The 18898-nt window shown below is 62.5% G+C and carries 15 protein-coding genes; 5 read left to right on the forward strand and 10 right to left on the reverse strand.

From position 1 onward, the window contains the following. Positions 1-29 precede the first annotated feature (29 nt). The 6 genes from PLANPX_RS10310 to rimO form a co-directional block, all read right to left on the reverse strand. Positions 30-614, reverse strand: a complete 585-nt coding sequence (locus tag PLANPX_RS10310; RefSeq protein WP_152098651.1) for a phospholipid scramblase-related protein — start codon at positions 612-614, stop codon at positions 30-32. Positions 615-734: 120 nt separating this feature from the next. Then, the gene (locus PLANPX_RS10315; protein WP_152098652.1) at positions 735-1571 is read right to left on the reverse strand and encodes a hypothetical protein; all 837 of its coding nucleotides are present in this window, start codon (positions 1569-1571) and stop codon (positions 735-737) included. Positions 1572-1792: 221 nt separating this feature from the next. Then, positions 1793-2929, reverse strand: a complete 1137-nt coding sequence (ispG, locus tag PLANPX_RS10320; protein ID WP_152098653.1) for a (E)-4-hydroxy-3-methylbut-2-enyl-diphosphate synthase — start codon at positions 2927-2929, stop codon at positions 1793-1795. Between the two features lie 102 nt (positions 2930-3031). Continuing rightward, complete coding sequence (locus tag PLANPX_RS10325; RefSeq protein ID WP_152098654.1) at positions 3032-4114, reverse strand: CPBP family intramembrane glutamic endopeptidase; 1083 nt, start codon at positions 4112-4114, stop codon at positions 3032-3034. A 62-nt stretch (positions 4115-4176) separates the two neighbouring features. After that, the gene (gene pgsA, locus PLANPX_RS10330) at positions 4177-4812 is read right to left on the reverse strand and encodes a CDP-diacylglycerol--glycerol-3-phosphate 3-phosphatidyltransferase (RefSeq protein WP_152098655.1); all 636 of its coding nucleotides are present in this window, start codon (positions 4810-4812) and stop codon (positions 4177-4179) included. 153 nt (positions 4813-4965) lie between these two features. Beyond that, positions 4966-6387: a 30S ribosomal protein S12 methylthiotransferase RimO gene (rimO, locus tag PLANPX_RS10335; RefSeq protein WP_152098656.1), complete on the reverse strand. Its 1422-nt coding sequence runs from the start codon at positions 6385-6387 to the stop codon at positions 4966-4968. Between the two features lie 746 nt (positions 6388-7133). Here rimO and PLANPX_RS10340 point away from each other — a divergent pair. The 3 genes from PLANPX_RS10340 (at position 7134) to PLANPX_RS10350 (ending at position 9475) form a co-directional block, all read left to right on the forward strand. Beyond that, positions 7134-7907 carry a hypothetical protein gene (locus PLANPX_RS10340; protein ID WP_152098657.1) on the forward strand — a complete coding sequence of 258 codons (774 nt, stop codon included), beginning with the start codon at positions 7134-7136 and terminating at the stop codon, positions 7905-7907. Positions 7908-8275: 368 nt separating this feature from the next. Continuing rightward, positions 8276-8638 carry a hypothetical protein gene (locus tag PLANPX_RS10345; protein WP_152098658.1) on the forward strand — a complete coding sequence of 121 codons (363 nt, stop codon included), beginning with the start codon at positions 8276-8278 and terminating at the stop codon, positions 8636-8638. Positions 8639-8839: 201 nt separating this feature from the next. Further along, positions 8840-9475: a PEP-CTERM sorting domain-containing protein gene (locus PLANPX_RS10350; RefSeq protein WP_152098659.1), complete on the forward strand. Its 636-nt coding sequence runs from the start codon at positions 8840-8842 to the stop codon at positions 9473-9475. Between the two features lie 453 nt (positions 9476-9928). Here PLANPX_RS10350 and PLANPX_RS10355 read toward each other — a convergent pair whose 3' ends face one another. The 4 genes from PLANPX_RS10355 to PLANPX_RS10370 form a co-directional block, all read right to left on the reverse strand. After that, complete coding sequence (locus PLANPX_RS10355; protein ID WP_152098660.1) at positions 9929-10831, reverse strand: DMT family transporter; 903 nt, start codon at positions 10829-10831, stop codon at positions 9929-9931. Between the two features lie 216 nt (positions 10832-11047). Then, a complete protein-coding gene (locus PLANPX_RS10360; RefSeq protein ID WP_152098661.1) occupies positions 11048-11932 on the reverse strand; it encodes an SMP-30/gluconolactonase/LRE family protein in 885 nt (294 codons plus the stop codon). A 40-nt stretch (positions 11933-11972) separates the two neighbouring features. Further along, on the reverse strand, positions 11973-12407 hold the full coding sequence (locus tag PLANPX_RS10365; protein ID WP_152098662.1) for an EamA family transporter: 435 nt from the start codon (positions 12405-12407) through the stop codon (positions 11973-11975). 469 nt (positions 12408-12876) lie between these two features. Beyond that, positions 12877-13113: a hypothetical protein gene (locus PLANPX_RS10370; protein WP_152098663.1), complete on the reverse strand. Its 237-nt coding sequence runs from the start codon at positions 13111-13113 to the stop codon at positions 12877-12879. Positions 13114-13293: 180 nt separating this feature from the next. On the opposite strand from PLANPX_RS10370, the gene PLANPX_RS10375 reads away from it, so the two are divergent. Both PLANPX_RS10375 and PLANPX_RS10380 read left to right on the forward strand, forming a co-directional pair. Continuing rightward, positions 13294-14256, forward strand: coding sequence for a DMT family transporter (locus tag PLANPX_RS10375; protein WP_152098664.1), 963 nt, complete (start codon positions 13294-13296; stop codon positions 14254-14256). A 275-nt stretch (positions 14257-14531) separates the two neighbouring features. Then, complete coding sequence (locus PLANPX_RS10380) at positions 14532-18785, forward strand: beta-1,3-glucanase family protein (protein WP_152098665.1); 4254 nt, start codon at positions 14532-14534, stop codon at positions 18783-18785. Positions 18786-18898 lie beyond the last annotated feature (113 nt).

Genomic DNA, 18898 nt, shown 5'->3' on the forward strand with positions numbered 1-18898 from the left:
CGCGCCGTCTTCGATAGTAGGGCGCCGTTTCACTCCTTCAGCACCATGTCGATGCACAGCACGGCCGCGAGGATTAGCTTGCGGATCGCCGATTCGGGAGGAATGTTGTTCGCCACGTCGAGCGCGTAGCTGTCAGCCGTCGTGAACATCTCTTTGTGGATGCCGGCCCACTTCTTGCTGACGCGGGCCAGCTCGACGCCGTTCGCGGTGAACTTAAACTCCCAGCCGGTCCACTTGCCGGCGAGTTGGCACACCGTCCGTCCGTGCTCGTCGTGCACGTTGAAGGCGCCGCCGATGGAAAAGAGCTTCTGCTCGAATCCGCCTAGCAGCGCGCCCTCGCCGTCGTAGACCTTCACCTTCGAAAGGAAGAGCGAGATGCCGCGGACGACCCGCACGACCAGGTTGCCCTGCATGTCGGTGACGTGGATATCGAACGGCGTCATCCGGCGGTAATCGGTGAAGCGAAGGGCCTGCGTCAGCCAACTGAGGTGCGGCTCACGGCACTCGAGCACCATCTCGCCCGAGTCGAGGTCGTAGATGTCGTAGTTGCTGGCCGCTTTGAACAGGCCGAGGTGTTCTTTGACGATCAGTTGATCTGCAGTATCCCAAGCCATGAATAATCCTTCGACGAGAATGTGCAGTGGAGCAGGCGGAAGACTCCGTCGCCCGGCCAACGCCGGATGGACGAAGGCAGCGTGACAATCTTACCTGAAAGGATCGCCCCCGGAGATCGACTATTTGGATAGCGATCGCAAATGGGCGATGACGGCCTCGTGCGGATCCTTGACGCTCGCTTTCACCCAATCGCCGAGCGAGCCGGCGGGGACGCCCGGTTGCAGCGAGGCGAGGTAGCCGGTGAGGAGCGTTTCGCGGCCCGCTTCCGAGTGGAGCAGGAAGTGGACCCACAGCCACGATTCTGCGTAATCGAGCTGAGTCAGCGCCCCCGCGTCGGTTAGCTGTTCGAGCCGCGGCAGGTTCGGCCGCCATCCGCCGACGGCCAGCTGCCCGCGGAGGTAGTCGAGGTGCATCCGGTTGACGCCATCGAGGCCGCGGCCAACCTCGAAGTACTCGGCCAAACCTTCGTCGAGCCACAGCGGCAAGTTCGGCACGCTCGCATGGAGATAGCCGTGCGCCACTTCATGCCGCAGGTCGTCGGCGATCGCTTCGCCCCAGCTCGCGTAGACGGCGAGCTCGCGGTCGGTCTCGACGAAGATCGCCCGCCGTTCGGGGAAGCCAGGAAAGCGTCGCGAGACGTGGCGTTTGAAGTCGGCTTCATCGGCAAAGAGGTGGACGTGGATTTGCCGGTCACTGGTGGCGATGCGGAGTCGATCGCTGATGAGCTGCCGCTCGGCGACCAGCTCGTCGATGAGCCGGTTCTCGCTCGGCAGAATGAAGTCGGCGTGAAAGACCAGCTGCCCGACGGTAACGGGGTGAGCAAGGTAAGCTGCGGCGTCCTTCTGACCGGCGCCAGGGCGGAGGTCGATCCGGCGGTCGGAGTTAAACGAGCGGCAAGCCCCCAGCGCCAGCATCGCCAGCGCGAAGCAAGCAGTGATCAGGGGCGTTCGACGCATGCAGAGGCTCGCAAAGCCGCGGGAAACGGCGCTGCTGGCGCCGACATTCGGACGCGGGATTCTAGCGGCCAGCGGCCCTTCGCCGAATGGCAATTCACGCCCAGTAGCCGCGGGGCAACGACCCGCCGGGGCGGTGATGGAGGGACAATTGATGTAAATCCGCGTACGGCTCTTCGCTGAGGATCTTTCTGAACTCGCTCCGGCGGGTCGTTGACCCGCGGCTACCTGCCGGCGGAGATTAACGCGTCGAGTTCCGCCTTCAAGCGGGGCAAGATGGCGTCGTAGGGGAACTGGCCGAGCGATTCGCTGCGGCGTTTGAGGTTCACCACGGTCGGACCGCACCAGAGGCCGAGGTCGGCGTCGTCGGTTTCACCGGGGCCGTTCACGCGGCAGCCCATCACGGCGATCGTGATCGCATGCTCGCTAGCATAGCGGGTCATTTCTTTCACCTGCTCGGCGAGGTCGATGAACGCCTCGTTCTCGACGCGCGAGCAGCTGGGGCAGCTGATGATATTCAGCGTGCTCAGGCCGAAGTCGACCACCGAGCGGACGCGGCCGGCGGCGATGTCGGCGAGAATCTTGCGGCCCGCTTCGATCTCCTCCGGTTTGCGCGGGTTCGAAACAGTCAGCGAGACGCGAATCGTGTCGCCAATGCCGCGGCTGAGGAGTTGTTCGAAGGCGATCCGCGTTTTGATGATGCCGTCTGGCGGGAGGCCCGCTTCGGTGACGCCGAGATGAAGCGGCACATCGGGCCGCCGTTCGGCGAAGCGGCGATTGACCTCGATCACCTTCTGCGGGTCGGAGTCCTTCAGCGAAACGCAGTAGCGCGAGAAGCCGAGTTCGTCGAGAACTTGGCAATGCTCGAACGCGCTGTCGAGCATCGGCGAAATCGAATCGTCGTGGGCGTAACGATCTTTCACCGCCGGATCGACGCTGCCGCAGTTGACGCCGACGCGCATCGCGCAGTCGTTGTCGACGGCGATCTTCGCCAGGTAGCGGACCTTCTCCTGCCACGGCTTTTCGCGTTCGTGGTGATAAAGATGGCCGGGGTTGTAGCGAATCTTGTCGACGTGGGGCGCCACGAGTTCGGCGAGGCGATAGTTTTCTTGTAGGTCGACGGAGAGGTTCGCCTGGGTCTGCTTGCGGATCTCGGCGAGGGCGGCGGCGTCCTTCGTGCTGTCGACGGCCACCCGCACGACGTCGGCGCCGGCGGCGTGCAGGGCGTTCACCTGCTCGACCGTCGCGTCGATGTTCTGCGTGTGCGTCGCGGTCATGCTTTGCACCGCGACGGGGTGATCGGCGCCGATGGCGGTCGTGCCGATGCGGACCGAACGAGTTGGATTGCGAGTGATTTGCACAGTGAAGCGTTAGCCGAGGATCGCGAACTTGGAGCGGTTTCCCTTGATTTTACGGCATGCGAATCGAGCGGTCGAGGCGGAAGAATCGGCCACCCGGGGGCGTTAGTTTTTTCCGGCAAACTCGAGGGCGAGGAGGACGAACGTAAACCCGTTGAACAGGACGTGGCAGGTGATGCAGGGGACGATGCGGTGGGTCCGCTGGTAGGCGTAGCCGAGGATCGCCCCCAGCAGAATCAGCGGGGCGGGGGAAACGCCGTGGCCCCAATGGGCCAGCCCGAAGAGCGTTGCGGTCACGGCGATCGGCAGCCACTGTGTCGGTAGCGGAATGTACGGCAGCACGCGCTCCGAAAGAGAAAGAGTCGGGAGTGTTGCCGCGGCCGCTGCCGATTCGGATGCCACTGCTTCGTCCGCTGTCACTGTGGAGGCCGGCGGTTCGACCGCCTCGGGCGAGCCGAGCAGAATGTCGGCGCGTTCGAGCCAGCCTTGTAGCACGAGTCGAAACGCTAGCTCTTCGTAGAGTGGCGCCGCCACGACCGCCGTAAAGGCTGCGGCGAGCATCACGCCGATCGAGTGGTCCTTCATCAGCCGCTCGATGATCGGGTGCTGGTCGGTCGGCTCTAGCGCGAAGTTGAGCGCCACCATGATCGCGTAAATCGGCACGAGCGAGGCGGCCCACATGCGGGCGCCGAGCTGCACGTCGGCGACGAACTGCGTGGCGTCAGCGGGCAGGCCGAGGTCGGTGCGGTTCGCGCGGAATGCGAGGACGAGTAGCGCGAAGCACGCAGCCGCCAGGGTGAGCGTCATCGCCGCTTGGCCCCACATTGCGGCGATCATCGTGCCGGAGTCGATGCCGTAGAACGCTTCGCTCGTGGCGGACGCGGCGACGGCGGCGGCGATCGATTGGCCGCCGGCAGGGAGGCCGGCGCCGGTGAGCGCGGCCGCGGTCGCTCCACCGGTGAGCGTGGTTTCAGGTTCGCCTGGTAGCGAGTCGCTGCCGCCGGAGAGCGCGCTTGTGGCGAGGGCGATCAGCAGCGGAGCGAGCAGCACGAGGGGCGCCACGGCGTTCCACGGCACGATGCGGCGGAGCTCGGCGGGGATCAGCGGCTCGCCGGCGATATGGCGTTGGAACAGTTGGAAGAGCGTTCCCAGACTGAGCGCGACCGCTGCGATTACGGCGTAGCCCATGAAGTCACCAGGAACATTGTCGATCGCCAGTTAGTTGGAAGCCGGTGGCTTTTGATGAACGCTCAGCCATCCATCCGCTTGAGGACCTTCACCGAGACCCAAATGTACTCTAGGCCGGAGTAGATTGTCAGGATCAAGGCAATCCAGAGCGTGACGTGCAGTGTCGACGGCACCCAACCGGGCAGGTCGGCGGCGAAGCTGCGCGAGGCGGCGTCGAACCACTGCAGCTGACCGATGCTGAAGCCGGCGGCGATGCACTGGAACACCATCTTCCACTTGCCGGCCCACTTGGCGGAGAAGTCGCCGCCGTTGGTTTCGATGAAGCTGCGGAGTGCGGTGACGGCGAGTTCGCGGGCGAGGATTACCGTCGCCATCCAGGCGGTAACGCTCGATGCGGGCGAGCCGTCGACGAGTTGCGGCGCCGCGGAGAGGTAAATGAACGTGCCGCAGATGATCATCTTGTCGGCGAACGGATCGAGGATCCGGCCGAGCTGCGTCACTTGGCCGTACTTACGGGCCCAGTAGCCATCGACCCAATCGGTGCTCGCGGCGACGATGAACGTCACCAGCGCCGCGGTGTACTGGCTGAAGCTCATCAACGCGAACAGCACCACCGCAAGAATCAGGCGCGAGATCGTCACCATGTTGGGGACGTTCAGCACGCGAGCCTTCGCGGCGGGAAGGGCGGTGTCCGACATGACGGCGGCTCGTTGGGCGATGCGAGAAAGTACTGAATCAAGATCATCTGCGGGAGACTTCTGCGAGGCAGTAGCCGGTTGTGAACGCCGCGCGTTATCGGCGTCGGAGACGCCTCCCACATACGATCGCGTCCCCCACAGTCGCGGGCCTCTTTAGCGAGGTTTGCCGCTCAGTGCTCCTACTAAATCATACTCCTTGCTTGCCACAATTTCACATGGGGCGATCTTGCCGGTCGCCAGCCCTTTGCCCGTCACGTAGACGATGCCGTCGACGTCGGGGGCGTCGGCGTACGAGCGGCCGATCCAAACGTCGCGTTCGCCCGGCACGGCCGAGTCGATCAGCACGTCGAGTTCTCGCCCTTGCTGACGCTCGTTCCACTCGAACGCGATCTCCTGCTGGACGGCCATCAGGATCTCGCGGCGTTCGTCCATCACTTCCGTTGGGACATGATCGGGTAGCTTGGCCGCGGGGGTGTCGGGCTCCAAGGAATAGGTGAAGACGCCGGCCCGTTCGAACTTTTGCTCGGCGACGAAGTCGACCAGTTCGTTGAACTGCTCGTCGGTTTCGCCGGGGAAGCCGGTGATGAAGGTGGTCCGCATCACGAGGTTCGGAATCTTCGACCGTAGCTTGCCGAGGAGTTCTTCGGTCTCGGCTCGCTTCACGCGGCGCTGCATGCGGCGGAGCATCGTGTCGTTGATGTGCTGCAGCGGCATGTCGAGGTACGGCACGATCCGCTGGCTGCCGGCGATGACGTCGATCAGCTCGTCGGTGAAGTACATCGGGTAGAGGTACATCAACCGGACCCAGTCGAGGCCTTCGACCTTTTCGAGTTCGCGAAGCAGCTCGACGAGGCGCGGTTCGCCGTAGAGATCTTTGCCGTAGTAAGTGGTGTCTTGCGCGACGATCACCAGTTCGCGAACGCCGTCGGCGGCGAGTTCGCGGGCTTCGGCGACGACCTCTTCGATCGGCTTCGTCGCATGCTTGCCGCGCATCTTCGGGATCGCGCAGAAGGTGCAAAGGCGGTCGCAGCCTTCGGAGATCTTCAGGAAGGCGAAGTGCTTCGGCGTGATGCGCAGGCGGGCCGTGTCGGGGAGCGGGTGCGTCGGCGCTGGTTGGAAGATGTTGCGCTGTTCTTCCAAACCGCCGAGCAACCGGTCGGCGACCTTAGTGACGTGCTCGCGGCCGAAGACGCCGACGAGGTGGTCGATGTCGGGACGCTCGACGAGCAGCGCCTCTTGCTGGCGTTCGGCGAGGCAGCCCGAAACGATGACGCCGCGCAAGTCGCCACGGCGCTTCAGGGCGAGCATTTCGTCGATGGCGCCGAACGATTCAGCGCGGGCCGCCTCGATGAAGCCGCAGGTGTTGACCACCGCGAAGTCGGCTTCCTCGGGGGTGTTCACGAGCTTGTAGCCGTCGAGCTGGAGCAGGCCGAGCATCCGCTCGCTGTCGACCAAGTTCTTGGGACAGCCGAGGCTGATGAAGCAGTACTTCCCCTTGACGAACGAAGGATCGGCTCCGGCGGGCGCTGCCGGGGCAGGGGGAGTGCTCGGAAGGATAGGCAACTGAGACGACATCGACGACTCCGGAGGACCACTCGGTCCCCGGCCAAAACGGGCGTGGGGCGGCGCAACCCATGATTGTAGACGGAGATCGGGCGAAAGCCAATTGGCTCCGTAGGACCCGCAGAAGCTGTTTAGTTTAACCGCCAAGGATGCCAAGGACGCCAAGGGGAAGGCGGGGGATTTGACCGCGAATTATACGAATTTGCGCGCATCGGAGGCCAGCGAACGGGTTTGCTTTCACTGCCCACTGCCCACTGCCCACTGCCCACTGCCCACTGCCCACCGACCGCTTTCTATCACCGCTCCGGCGGGTCGTTGACCCGCGGCTGCTTTGTCGCTTTTAGTCGCGAAACGCGTTTTTGGCGACATAAATCGTAAGTTGCTTTCCGCGTGTGGGTTACGCGCTTCGGCGTTGCGACAATTTGTCGCGACCGCAAGCCGCGAGTGCTGTGCGACGGCAGTTTGAATTGCCTTATCGCGCAGCGGCGCCTTGGTAGATCGAGCCTAACAAAAGTGGTGGCCTAGTTTCGACAACAAACTTCGAAGATTTTTGGGCGGCGAGTCGTCGCTTCAGACTGGGGCCGCCTGGCGAGGCGACTTCCGGACGGTGAAGAATCTCACGGCTGGTTACTGGCTTCGAAAAAGATGCGGCCGTTCGCAGCGAACATTAAATTGATGGATGCGAGTGACAGGGTAAGAAATAGTGCATTAAAATCGTCAACTCATAGAGATCGATGGCGCCGGGGGCTGATCTTCTGATGCGTTTCCCTTCGTTTCTGCTGGTGCTCCTTGCCGCGTGCGGCGCGGTTGGCTGTCAACCGGGCGGCTCGACGCCGTCGGCGGACGTTGCTCGGCAGTCGAGCGAGTACATTGCGTCTTGGGCAGACATGGGGATGTACCTGCCCGATGCGAAGCAAGTCGGGTTTTTTCGTGAGCACTTCGATGAGTTGCGACCAGAGCTGGTCGCCGCGCTCTCCGCTCCGGAATCTGCCGTTCAGCAACGCGCCGCCTATGTCATTGACGAGATCGGCGGTTCCGCGCGGGCGTGCGGCCCCGATCTGCTGCGCCGGTTGCAGGAGAATCCTGAGCGGCTGATTCGGATGTACTTGATCAACGCCTTGGCGAGCGTTGGGTACGACGATCCCAACGCGATCGGCGAGCTCCAGCGTCGCTACAAGACCTTGAGCCGTGAGAACGTGCCGCGAGGCATGTTCGCCAGCGAGTATGACGACGTTGATGAGCGGATTAACGTGGCCGCGGCTCTGTATCGACTCGTACCAGTGGAGGATCGCGACGAGTACCGCGAATTTGTTACTCAGTGGCTTGAGCCTCCCGGCGACGGATTGAGTAGCCGCGAACTCAACGGCTATACAGAGCGGCGGTGGCATGCGGTGATCGTCTTGGAATACATGCCGGGGGCATACGAGGCGATCGAACCGCTCGACAAAATGCGGCAGGAGGAAGACGCTCCGGCCTGGGTCGAGGTCCACGTGCCGCGCGTGCTCAAGGCGCTGATGTCGAAGCCGGAGTAAGCTCATTCTTGATTCGGGCGATTCGTAACACGCAGGGCGCTCGAGGAGTCTAAATGGAAGATTTGCGAATTAACCTAGTGACGGCGATCGAGGATCGCTTTGGCATTACCCTTCGCGATGACGAAGCCGAGGCGATCCAAACGGTCGGCCAATTGTTATCGGTGATTGAAGCGCGGCGAGCGGCCGCGCGAGTTGCACCGTGCCGTTCGCTGCCGGCCTTCTTGTATGTTCGTCGCAATCTGCGTGACTTTCTTAGCCATGCCGAGCTACGCCTACGTCCCTCCACGCCGTTGGAACGAGTCATTCCGGCAAGTAGACGGCGCCAGTATTGGCGATCAATTCAACCCTGGGTGGGAGCGGCTCCAGCGTTGGAACTGCCGCTGAGTTTGCGTCGCATTGCGTGGGCGATTTACTTCGTAGCGTTCTTACTCGGAACTTCAACATTGCTGATCGACGTGAAGTGCCTCCCGCTGGGCGTGATGGCCGCTGCCTGTTTTTCGATTTTACTCAACCTCGCAACTACCCCCTTACGCGTGATTCCGCCGCCGAAGTTTGCTACTGTGGGCGATGTTACGCGGCGTTTTGTCGGGCGCTCGACCGCCGTCAATATGGATATTCGCGACGAAGATTTGCTCTCCCCGCTGCAGCAACTTGTTGCGGGCGTGCTCGGGGTCGACCCTGGCGAAGTCGTTCCCGAGGCCAGCTTTGTTAATGATCTCGATCTTGAGTGATCGAGATGGATAACTTTCAGACGTGAGCGCGGTCCTGGAGCCAGCGACGCTGGCAATTGCGGGTAGTCGTCGGGGGCGATTGCAAATTTTTTGGATGCGACAGAAACAAACTCGCCGCGTTGGCGCTTGGCCCTTCGTAGGTCGTCTCATGCGAGTCAATGCCTGCGATTCGCGGCCACTCCCTATCAATCAGGATGAACCATGACGAAGAATCTGTGTTTGCTAGCCGGAATCATCACGCTCCTGTGGACCTCGGCCCTTAGTTCGCCGGCGTCGGCAGTGACCCTTGAGAGCACCTTCGATGCGGGGCTCGAGGGTTGGACTGGCAGCACTGGCGGCGACTTGGCCTTTGTTTCCACCGGCGGTAATCCGGGCGGATTCCTGCAGCAGACCGATACCGACCTGTCGGACATGTTCGTGATGGCGCCGGCCAGCTTCTTGGGCGATAAGAGCGCTTTCTTGAACGGCACGTTGTCCTTCGATGCACGCCAGGTCGGCGGCAACGCTGAGAAGTACGCGGCGTTTGGATTTGTCACGCTCTTCAACGGCGGCAATGCCATCAGTGCCGACATCGCCGGGGCCAATGCACCGTCCAACGACTGGACCACCTTCTCCGTGAACCTCAACGCCGCGGGATTTGAAACGACGCCGGAAGCGGTGGCGGCCGTGCTGAGCAACGTGACGATGATCATGATCACGCTCGAGTCGCAAATCGGCGTCGCCGAAACGACGGGGATGGACAACTTTCGGATGGTGAGCGTTCCGGAGCCGGCGACGCTTGGCATTGCGGGGCTTGGTGTCTGCGGCGTGGCGCTGATGCGGCGGAAGCGGGGCTGAATTTGGCCGCGCCAGGCCCTACTCTAACGACACTATGTTGGCCCCGGAGGGGCCGAGTGATGTAGCCAGGGGCGTGAGCCCCTGGTCTCAGGGCCGAGCTGTCAGTTTAAGCCCCGTGGGGGGCGACATCACTCCGACTTATTGTGACGAATAACGCCGCCCCTCACGGGGCTACGAATCACCACCAGGCTTCGAACCAGGGGCTCACGCCCCTGGCTACATCATGCCGCCCCCTTCGGGGGCTAATCGCCGACCCACCTCTAGCGTCAAGGCGATGTGGCTTGATGGTTCCGTTATCTTCGTGGCTTTTTTAGCGCGCTGCTGATCACGCTTTTTTGATCGGAGATGACGCTACGCGCGACGAAGTCGACTGGCATGGAGATTTGATGACCGGAGGGATGAACCCTCCGGCTCGCCGTAGCGCTGCGCGATCAAGCCGATCGGAATGGAGGCCTACCCCCGGGCGGAGATCGGGGCTATTGGCGCGGCGACGCCGTGGGTTGGCTTGGGGGGCGGCGAGAGGACGATGCTCAGGATGCCGCCGAGGCAGACGAGGGCGATGCCGATCGCGGAGATCCAGTCGAGCGTGTTGCCCCACACGACCCAGCCGATGAGGCCGGAGAAGATCACCACCGAGTAGTTGAACGGCGCGATTTGCGAAGCCGTGGCGTGCTGGTAGGCGAGGATGATCAGGAGCTGCGCGAGCGCCATGAAGAGGCCGACGCCGGCTAAGTAGCCCCACCCACGCGGCGAAGGCATGCTCCAATCGGCGATCGCGAACGGGAGCGTGGCGATCGACGCGATGCAGAAGTAGTAAAACAAAATCGTGTCGGGGCGATTCTGGCCCGAGAGCTTGTTGACGCTCACCAGCGCGATCGCGGAGAAGAGGGCGGCCGAGAGGGCGATCAGTGCGGCGGGATTCGTGAGCAGGTCGGCGCCTGGCTTGATGATCAGCACGACGCCGATGAAGCCGGCGAGCAGGCTGACGGCGACCGCGGGCGTAATCGGCGTGCGGTTCCAGAGCCAGGCGACGAGCGGAATGAACAGCGGCGCCGCGTTCACCAGGAGCACGGCGTCGATGAGCGTCATCTCCTTCACGGCCCAGAAGTAGAGGACTTGCGACAGCAAGCCGGCGAGGGCCCGCGCGAGGTGGAGCGGGAACTGCGTCGTCTTGAGGTCGGCGAGGCCGTGCCGCAGCGTCCAGGGGAGGAAGAGGACGAGGCTGATGAAGCTTTGGAAGAAGCTGATCGTCGCCGTCGAGACGTTGGCGGCGCCTTTGCCGAAGGCGCTCATCACGGCGACGCAGAAGAAGGCGGCGACGATGAGGAGGATGCCGTAGAGGTGTTGCCGCGACATGGGATGATACTAGGTTCTTTTGACTAGCTCTATTGATTGGTCGGGGCAGGCGCCGGTTTCTTGTAGTGAATGTTCTGGCTCCCTCCCCCTTGAGGGGAGGGCTGGGGAGGGGGTGGACCGCTGGTACCCGCTTCTTTCACCCCTCCCTAACCCTCCCCCTCAAGGGGAGGGGACCTCAAAATTTAAGACACTCTGTCCTCTCTCGTTAGCGAGTCGCTAGCCGGCGAATTGCGCCTCCGGCAATCCACGCACACCGGGCTTCGCGGCGAACAGGCTGCCGGAGAGGGGGAACTGTTGGAGCTGTGCGGGCGTGAGCGTTTCGCGGGCGGTGGTGATGTAGAGGGTATCGAGCTCTTCGCCGCCGAAACTGCAGCCGCAGGGGCGGGGGACGGGGAGTTCAATCGTCCGTTCGAGGCGGCCCTCCGGCGTATAGCGGACGACCCGCCCAACCGCGTTGTGGACGCTCCAGACGTGACCTTCGGCGTCGACGGTGAGGCCGTCGGGAAAGGCGCCGGCGGAGCGGTCGACTTCGGCGAAGGTGCGGCGATTGGAAATCGCTCCGCTCGCGGCGTCGAAGTCGTAAGCGTAGATCGCGTAGCGGAAGCTTTCGGTGAAATACATCGTGCGGTTGTCGGGGCTCCAGCCCATGCCGTTCGCGCAGATGACGTCGCTTTGATGTTTGGTGATCGTGCGGTCGGGATCAAAACGGTAGAGGCCGCCGCAAGGTTGGTCCCAATGCTTGTCGCCCATCGTGCCGGCCCAGAAGCGGCCTTGGCGATCGCACTTGGCGTCGTTGAAGCGATTGTCGGGGAGATTTTCTTCCGGGTTACCGAGGCGGGTGAGCTGGCGCGACTTGAGATCGTAAAACGCAAACTCTTTGCGGAGCGAGAGGACGAGGCCGCCTTGCGTTCGTAACGCGAGGGCGGTGACTGGTTCGCCGAGGTCGAACGTGTTGCTCGCACTCGTGCCGGGATGGAAGCGGTGGATTTGGCCGCCCGTGATGTCGACCCAGTAGAGGGCTTGCTCGGCGGGGGACCAGACGGGGGATTCGCCGACGATGGCTTCGTGGCGGCTCACGCACTCTGCTTGAAGAACATCCATGGTTGTCTGTTGGCTTGCGCGATGCGAGATTGGGCGGCGTTCAGCGGGCCCAGCTTAGCAAGAAGACGCCGCCGGCGGCGAGCGCAACTCCTAGCCAGCTCGCGGGGCCGAGGCGTTCGCTGAGGAAGAGGGCGGCGAAGATGGCGACCATGAGGACGCTCAGTTTGTCGACGGCGGCGACGCGGGTGGCGTCGCCGATCTTCAGCGCGCGGAAGTAGCAAGCCCATGACGCGGCGGTGGCGAGGCCGGCGAGCATCAGGAAGATCCAGTTCTGCTGGGTGATGCTGCCGAGCGCGCGGAGCTTGCCCATGAGCGTGAGCGCGACGCCGAGTAGGGCGACGACGACCAAGGTGCGAATGAGTTGGGCCGCATCGGGGTCGACGCCGCGGACGCCAAGTTTGGAGAGGATGGCCGTGAGCGCGGCGAAGGCTGCGGAGAGGAGGGCCCAGAATTGCCAGTTGTCGGTGAGGTTCATGCCGCACTCGTGGCTGTTGTTTGGGTAATGAGGGTGCGTGGCGCGCGGTGCAAATGCTTCGGCGCATGAAAAAGGGCGTCGCCAGTTCCCCCTAAGAGACTGGCGACGCCTCTCCGTGCCCCAACTCGAATCAATGATGTCGATCGGTGTCCAAACGGATCGCTTCGCGTCGTGCGTCCCGGGTTCCGCCGCCGAGCATTCAGGCCGCTGTGAATATAGGCGGCGCGGCGTCGGCGGGCAATTAGGCAAAAAGCATTAACCGCCAAGGATGCCGAGGGACGCATAAGTTGTCACCGATTTCCTTTGCGCCTTTGCGTGAGACCAGTTTTCTTTAAAGATCTCACGCAAAGGCGCGAAGGCGCAAAGGAAATACAAGTCTGACGGAATTGCCTCGCTTCTCGTTTTGTCCGCCGAGTCGTCGTGGTTCAATTCCCCACATATTTCCTTGGCGTCCCTAGCGGTTCAGTACCTATCCCGCGGCCCGCATGGCTAGTTCGCCGGTGACCTGTTGCAGGTTGACGAGGCCATACTCGCCGCATTTGTCGCTCATCTTGCGGAATTGCTCGGCCGTGAATGATTTCGCATCGGCGGAGTCCTCGGCGACAAGGACCGCCTCTTGCAGCACCTTGCGATCTTCGGCGCTCTTGCAATGGATGATTTCGTTTACATATTGGAGCGGGAACAGGCTGTCGGTTTCGGTAGTCATGGAAAACTCTCCGGGGTTTCTATTTGGACGATTAGCAGTAACTGCAATCGCGATGCCAGAAGCACGGCGGCAGGTTTTGCCGGGCATTCTCGCGGGAGGCCGCAGGCGAACCGGCGGTGGTCGGTTGGTGTCCGTCGGGGATGCAATGAGTTGAACGATTTGGAATCAGGACGCCTGCCGATGACCGAGCCGACCCCCTCTTCGCGATCGCTCGTGTGGCGCATGAGCCGGCAGGAGCTCGTGCTGCTGGTGAGCACCATCGGCTGGGGCGGCACGTTCCTGGCGACGCAAAAGGGCGTCGCACTGAGCGGGCCGCTGTTCTTCGTCGGGCTGCGGTTCTTGTTCGCGACGCTGTTCATGTTGGCGGTGGGATTGAAAGTGCTGCGCGGGATGACGCGGCATGAGCTGATCGCGGGGGGCTGGATCGGGCTGACGATGTACTTCGTCTACGCGCTGCAGACGGCGGGGCTGCAGACGATCAGCAGCAGCAAGTCGGCGTTCATCACCGCGCTCTACGTGCCGATCGTGCCGCTGTTGCAGTGGGCCGTGATGCGGAAGCCGCCGCGGCTGATGAGCTGGATCGGCATTGCGCTGGCGTTCACCGGATTGATGCTGCTGGCCGGGCCGGAGCCGGGATCGCTCGGCATGGGGCGCGGCGAGGTGTTGACCTTGTTGGGAACCTTCGCCATTGCGGTCGAGATCATCCTCATTGGGCATTTCGCGCCGAGCGTCGACAGCCGGCGGGTGACGCTCATCCAGTGCGCGGTGACGGCCGTGCTATCGTGGGGGACGATGCCCGTGCTGGGCGAATCGCTACCGAATTTCTCGTGGACGCTGGTGATCATCGCGGCCGGGCTGGGGCTCGTGGGCGGGACGATTCAACTCGCGATGAACTGGGCCCAGCGGTCGGTCTCGCCGACGCGAGCGACGCTCATTTACTCCGGCGAGCCGGTGTGGGCGGGGATCGTCGGGCGGATCGCCGGCGAAAGGTTGCCGATGATGGCGATTGTCGGGGCGCTGCTCATTGTGGCGGGCGTCGTCGTGAGCGAGCTGCGACCGCGGAAACGGCGCGATGAAGAAGATGAAGAATGCGACAGCGAGCTAGAGCCTGAGGGCGTTGACGGCGAGCTGTGCAACTCTTAGACGCGCGGAGCGCGTCGACTCGCGGTCTCTCTTGGCGCCGCTTGATTGCGCGCTCCACTCGCGCGCCGCGCTCAAGTCCACATGTACCGGCAAGGCATTCCGATCTTTCTGCATAGCTTCACGCGCATTCAAGAATCCGCGCTGGAGCGCGTGACAAATGCGGGTTCCTGCTCTTGAATGATGCAGCGGGCGACTCCGATATTGAATTGGTGTAAGTCATTCGTGGCGCGCTCGCGGTGAGCGGCGCGCTGACTTCTCGCCAATTCGAGGTCGCCATGGGTTTGAAGCGTCGCCGTCAACGTTCCGCCAACCGTCACAATCCGCGGCTGCGGTTTGAGCCGCTGGAACGGCGAGATTTGATGAGCGGCAACCAGGTGATTTCGATCACCAGCGGCAACACCTACACCTTCTATGATGCAGATCGTACGAAGGTCAGCGTCAAGCTCACCGGCCCCGGCAGCGGGCAGATGACGCTAACGAACGGCCAGTTGACGGGCGGTTCGATCGATTGGATGACGCTATCGGGGACGACGTCGACGTCGCAGCTGAAGATCACCGCCAGCGGCGGGACGGACAACGGCTCGACGATGAATAGCCTGACCGTGTTCAGCGCGATCAACAGTCAGGTGGCGCTGAAGCAGTTCAGCAGCTCGGGGATCACGCTGTCGCCGAACGGCCAAATTTTGCTCCACGGGAACGTCGGCGATAGCTTCGCGATCGACAACGTGGGCGCTAATGCCTTGATCGACGTGGAAGGAACGGTGGCGACGTTTACTGTGGGGACGATGCAAGCCAATTCGTCGTTGACGGCTGACGGCATGATTTCCTCGTTGAACATCGTCACCATGAACGTCGGTTCCGAGGTGTTGGCGCCTCAGATCGGCAAGGTGAAAGTCACCGGTTCGGCCACCGGGGCGGACATCGCCGCCGGCATCGGGGGCATGCAGTCGGTGTTCTTCCAGAGCCTCGTCAATTCGAACGTCTACACTTCCGGCAACATCGGGCCGGTGGTGATTCAAGCCTCTGGTAACGGCAGCGTTCTTGCCGCCAATCGTTCTCCCGGCACCGACAACGTCTTCGGCACGATCGACGACTTTACGATGGGCGCCATGCCCACCGTCGGCTCGATTGGCACGGTGACGCTTAACGGGGCTCCCGGAACCTTGCAACTGCTTGCTACGGGGACGGTTGGAACCGTGACTGTGCCGCAGGGACAGTCGAAGCCGACGGTCGTCGATGACGTGATGTCGAGTTTCATTCCGCTGGAAATTGCGCAAGCGGTAGCGAACGCGACCGGCTTTGATGACGACGAGGTGTGGATTGCCGTCTTCGGCGAGGAGATCGCCACGCCGGCTGCCGGGGTGACGCCGCCGCCGGGGGTAAGTTACTATCTGGACGCTGGGAGCCTAAGCCCCGTCGGCCCGAACGGCCAGCCGACACCGATTCCCATTTCGACGGCGACGCTTGAGGTGGGCGTTAACACTCCGAACCAGGCGATTTTGCCGAGCTCCACGATCGCAGAGTGGGCGAATGCGTCTTCGGTATGGGGCAGCAATTTGCAGTTTCCGATTCCGGCGCCGGGGAATCAGTTCACTGGTCGCATTTTGATTTCGGTCGGTGCACCGGTGCAAGCGCAAGTCAATTCGACGAACGGCACCATTTCGGCGCCAAGCGCTTCGAACCCTGCCGATCCGAGCAGCGGCACGTTTTACGACTTCCTGGAATTCACCGTCACGAACACGGCCGGCGTGCCGAGCCTCGACATCGATACGTCGCAGGTCGATGCGTTTGGCTTGCCGATGACGCTGCAGTTCTTTAAGGACGCGCAGGGGACGCTGCCGTTCAACGCCCACTTCACGGGCGTGACCGCGACCGGCAGCAAGACGGTTACTGTTCTTTCCGGGATAAGCGGTCTAAAGGTTGGCCAAGCCGTCACGGGAACTGGCATGGCCGTAGGAGCGATCATCGACAGCATCGACACAGGCGCTGGGACGATCAAGCTCAGCTTGAATGCAACGGCGACGTCGTCGGCGCAGGGGGTGGCGTTGTCGGCGCAAAACGGCGGACCGGTGGGCGTCGACGGCACGCGCAACGAGATCCTAGATAATGCGAATTCGAACTCGCTGGCGGCGTTCCTGAATCTGCAACTCGGGGCGGGACATGCGGGAGCGCGGCCTTTCTTGCAATCGGCGTCGCCGTTCGAGGTCGCCGGCGGGGTGCCGATTACCGGCGCGACGACCGCCAGCAGCGTCGTCACGATTACGACCAACAGCACCGCCGGGTTGGTCAACGGCGATCAGGTGTTCATCTCCGACATCCAGGGCGCCACGGCGGCGAACGGATTGTTCACGATTAACAACGTGACGGCCAATACGTTTACGCTCAATGGTTTGACCGCTGCGGGGACGTACGTCGCCGGCGGCGAGTGGTCGCTGGCCATCACCGGCGCAAGCAATCCGGGCGCCAACCAGCCGATCGTCATCACCGCCAGCAGCACCGCTGGACTCCAGAACGGCGATCTCGTCGAAATCTCGGACGTCGGCGGCAACACGTACGCTAACGGCTTCTACTACATTTCGAATGTCACCGCCACGACGTTCGAACTCGACGGATCAAACGGCGACTCCGCAACGGCTTACACAAGCGGCGGCACTTGGCGCGTGTACGGCAGCGGGAGCAGGCTCGTGTCGCCGAAGGACGTCGTCGAAGCGCTTCTCGATTCGAAGTCGTCGAACCTGCTTAACAACTACTACAACGAATACATCGACAAGTTCTTTTTACAGTACCTACCTGCGAATCAGTTCGTCATGTCGGGCGGTCAGCAAGTCTACGGCGGCGGCGAGGTGTGTCAGATCGAGTCGACGGCGTCGGGGAGTACATTGACCTACAGCGGGACGGTGAAACAAGTTGGCAGCTTGGGCTACGTTTTGTATTTGACGACGCCCAGTGAAGCGACGCCGTATTTGGTTTTTTATCCGTTCACGGCTTCGAACTTGCCAAATCCAACCGACTACGTCCCGCTATTTCCCACAGTCGCTGCGCCGGCTTGGCTCGTGACCGCGAAGATGGAGGGGCAGTCGGCTTCGCAGATGCTGTTCGCGTGCGACGGATTCTTTGCTGATAACACGTTCCGCGCCACCTATTACAAAGACCAAAATCTCCCCACGTACTGGTCGGCGGTGATGGGAGACTTGGAGAACTCGATCGCCGCGGCGTTCAATCGCGGCATCGCACTGGAAAGCGGGCTCCTCTGGGGCGACCGCACGTCGTGGTTCCAGCAGAACAACGGTCAGGAGGGAAATTACAACTACTGGGTCCAATATTGGCACGAATCGGGGGTGGCGGTCGACGGCCTCGCGTACGGCTTCCCGTACGACGATAAATTTGGCAGCAGCACGAATCTGAACGTCAGCCAAGTTGGCCTCGCGCAGGTGTTGCTCAATTCGTGGAGCGCGTCGCAGCACTCGACGACGACGACCTTCACCGCGATCCCGGCGAGCGCTCAACAAGGGGGGCCGATCACGCTGACGGCGCACGTCGCGCCGTCCGGCGCGAATCCGACGCCGACCGGAACGGTGACGTTCTTCGTCGACGGCGTGGCGATCAATTCCAACGACTACAGCGCCTCGCCGCCGTGGCAGCCGGTGACGCTCGACGGCAGCGGCAACGCGACGATCAGCGCGACGCTGCCGGCCCTGGCCGACGGCAGTACTTCTCATACCTACACGGTGACTGCGGTCTACTCGGGCGACGCGAATTCAGCGCCGAGCGTTGCGTATCAACCGCTTAAACTCATCGGCGTGAACGGCGATTTCCTGATGACGCTGAGCCCCGCCCAGGCGGCGATGGGAGCGAACGTAGGCGTCACCGCGACGCTGCCTGGCACGACGTTTACCGGCACAGTGGCATTCAGTGCGTCGCTGAGCGACGGCAGCAGATCGCAACCGCTCGGATCGCCAGTTCCCGTCACGAGTTCGGCCTTTAGCGGGAACATCACCATTCCCCTCGCGCTGCTTAGCTTTACCGGAGACGTTACGAGCAGCAGCAACGTGATCACCCATGTGTCAGACGTCTCAAACTTGTTAGAGAATCAGACGATCACCAACGCTAACTTTACGGGGGCCCAACTGATCACGGGAATTACTCCGCCGAGCCTAACGCTCAGCGCTCCCGCGCTCAAGTCGGGGACGACCACGTTCATGTCGAACGGCGTCACGTTCACTGCAACGGCGACGGCAGGGCAATCATCGCTGACGGGACTAAATACGCTGGCCGGCCTTGCCTTCAGCAGCACTCCCATTTCGCAAGTCTTCGGGAGCAGCCAACTCTTGGATGCGAACACGACCGTCATCGGAAACACGCCGGGTCAGGTCGTGGTCCAGGGGACGGCGAATCAGTCGGCAAGTGCAACGACCATGATCAGCAACGGCGCCGGGTCCGTCTTCCCCGTGACCGCGACGTTCACGCCGACGAACGGCGCCCCTTACACGGCGTTCGTCGGCTTCCAGGGCCCGCCGTTGCCTCCGTGAGAAATGGTTGCCGGCTGGGCGGATCGCCGTCCAGTCGGCGCGTCAGCGGACGCTCAAACTCACGGAGTGCTGAGAGGCGCGGTCAACTGGAACAACGTGAATTGCCGACGGCG

Origin of the sequence: Lacipirellula parvula (assembly GCF_009177095.1) — a bacterium.
Classification (GTDB): domain Bacteria; phylum Planctomycetota; class Planctomycetia; order Pirellulales; family Lacipirellulaceae; genus Lacipirellula; species Lacipirellula parvula.

Coding starts and splice junctions, on each gene's coding strand:
- PLANPX_RS10310 (WP_152098651.1), bottom strand. CDS start 614: ATGGCTTGGGATACTGCAGATCAACTGATCGTCAAAGAACACCTCGGC.
- PLANPX_RS10315 (WP_152098652.1), bottom strand. CDS start 1,571: ATGCGTCGAACGCCCCTGATCACTGCTTGCTTCGCGCTGGCGATGCTG.
- PLANPX_RS10325 (WP_152098654.1), bottom strand. CDS start 4,114: ATGGGCTACGCCGTAATCGCAGCGGTCGCGCTCAGTCTGGGAACGCTC.
- pgsA (WP_152098655.1), bottom strand. CDS start 4,812: ATGTCGGACACCGCCCTTCCCGCCGCGAAGGCTCGCGTGCTGAACGTC.
- rimO (WP_152098656.1), bottom strand. CDS start 6,387: ATGTCGTCTCAGTTGCCTATCCTTCCGAGCACTCCCCCTGCCCCGGCA.
- PLANPX_RS10340 (WP_152098657.1), top strand. CDS start 7,134: ATGCGTTTCCCTTCGTTTCTGCTGGTGCTCCTTGCCGCGTGCGGCGCG.
- PLANPX_RS10350 (WP_152098659.1), top strand. CDS start 8,840: ATGACGAAGAATCTGTGTTTGCTAGCCGGAATCATCACGCTCCTGTGG.
- PLANPX_RS10355 (WP_152098660.1), bottom strand. CDS start 10,831: ATGTCGCGGCAACACCTCTACGGCATCCTCCTCATCGTCGCCGCCTTC.
- PLANPX_RS10360 (WP_152098661.1), bottom strand. CDS start 11,932: ATGGATGTTCTTCAAGCAGAGTGCGTGAGCCGCCACGAAGCCATCGTC.
- PLANPX_RS10365 (WP_152098662.1), bottom strand. CDS start 12,407: ATGAACCTCACCGACAACTGGCAATTCTGGGCCCTCCTCTCCGCAGCC.
- PLANPX_RS10370 (WP_152098663.1), bottom strand. CDS start 13,113: ATGACTACCGAAACCGACAGCCTGTTCCCGCTCCAATATGTAAACGAA.
- PLANPX_RS10375 (WP_152098664.1), top strand. CDS start 13,294: ATGACCGAGCCGACCCCCTCTTCGCGATCGCTCGTGTGGCGCATGAGC.
- PLANPX_RS10380 (WP_152098665.1), top strand. CDS start 14,532: ATGGGTTTGAAGCGTCGCCGTCAACGTTCCGCCAACCGTCACAATCCG.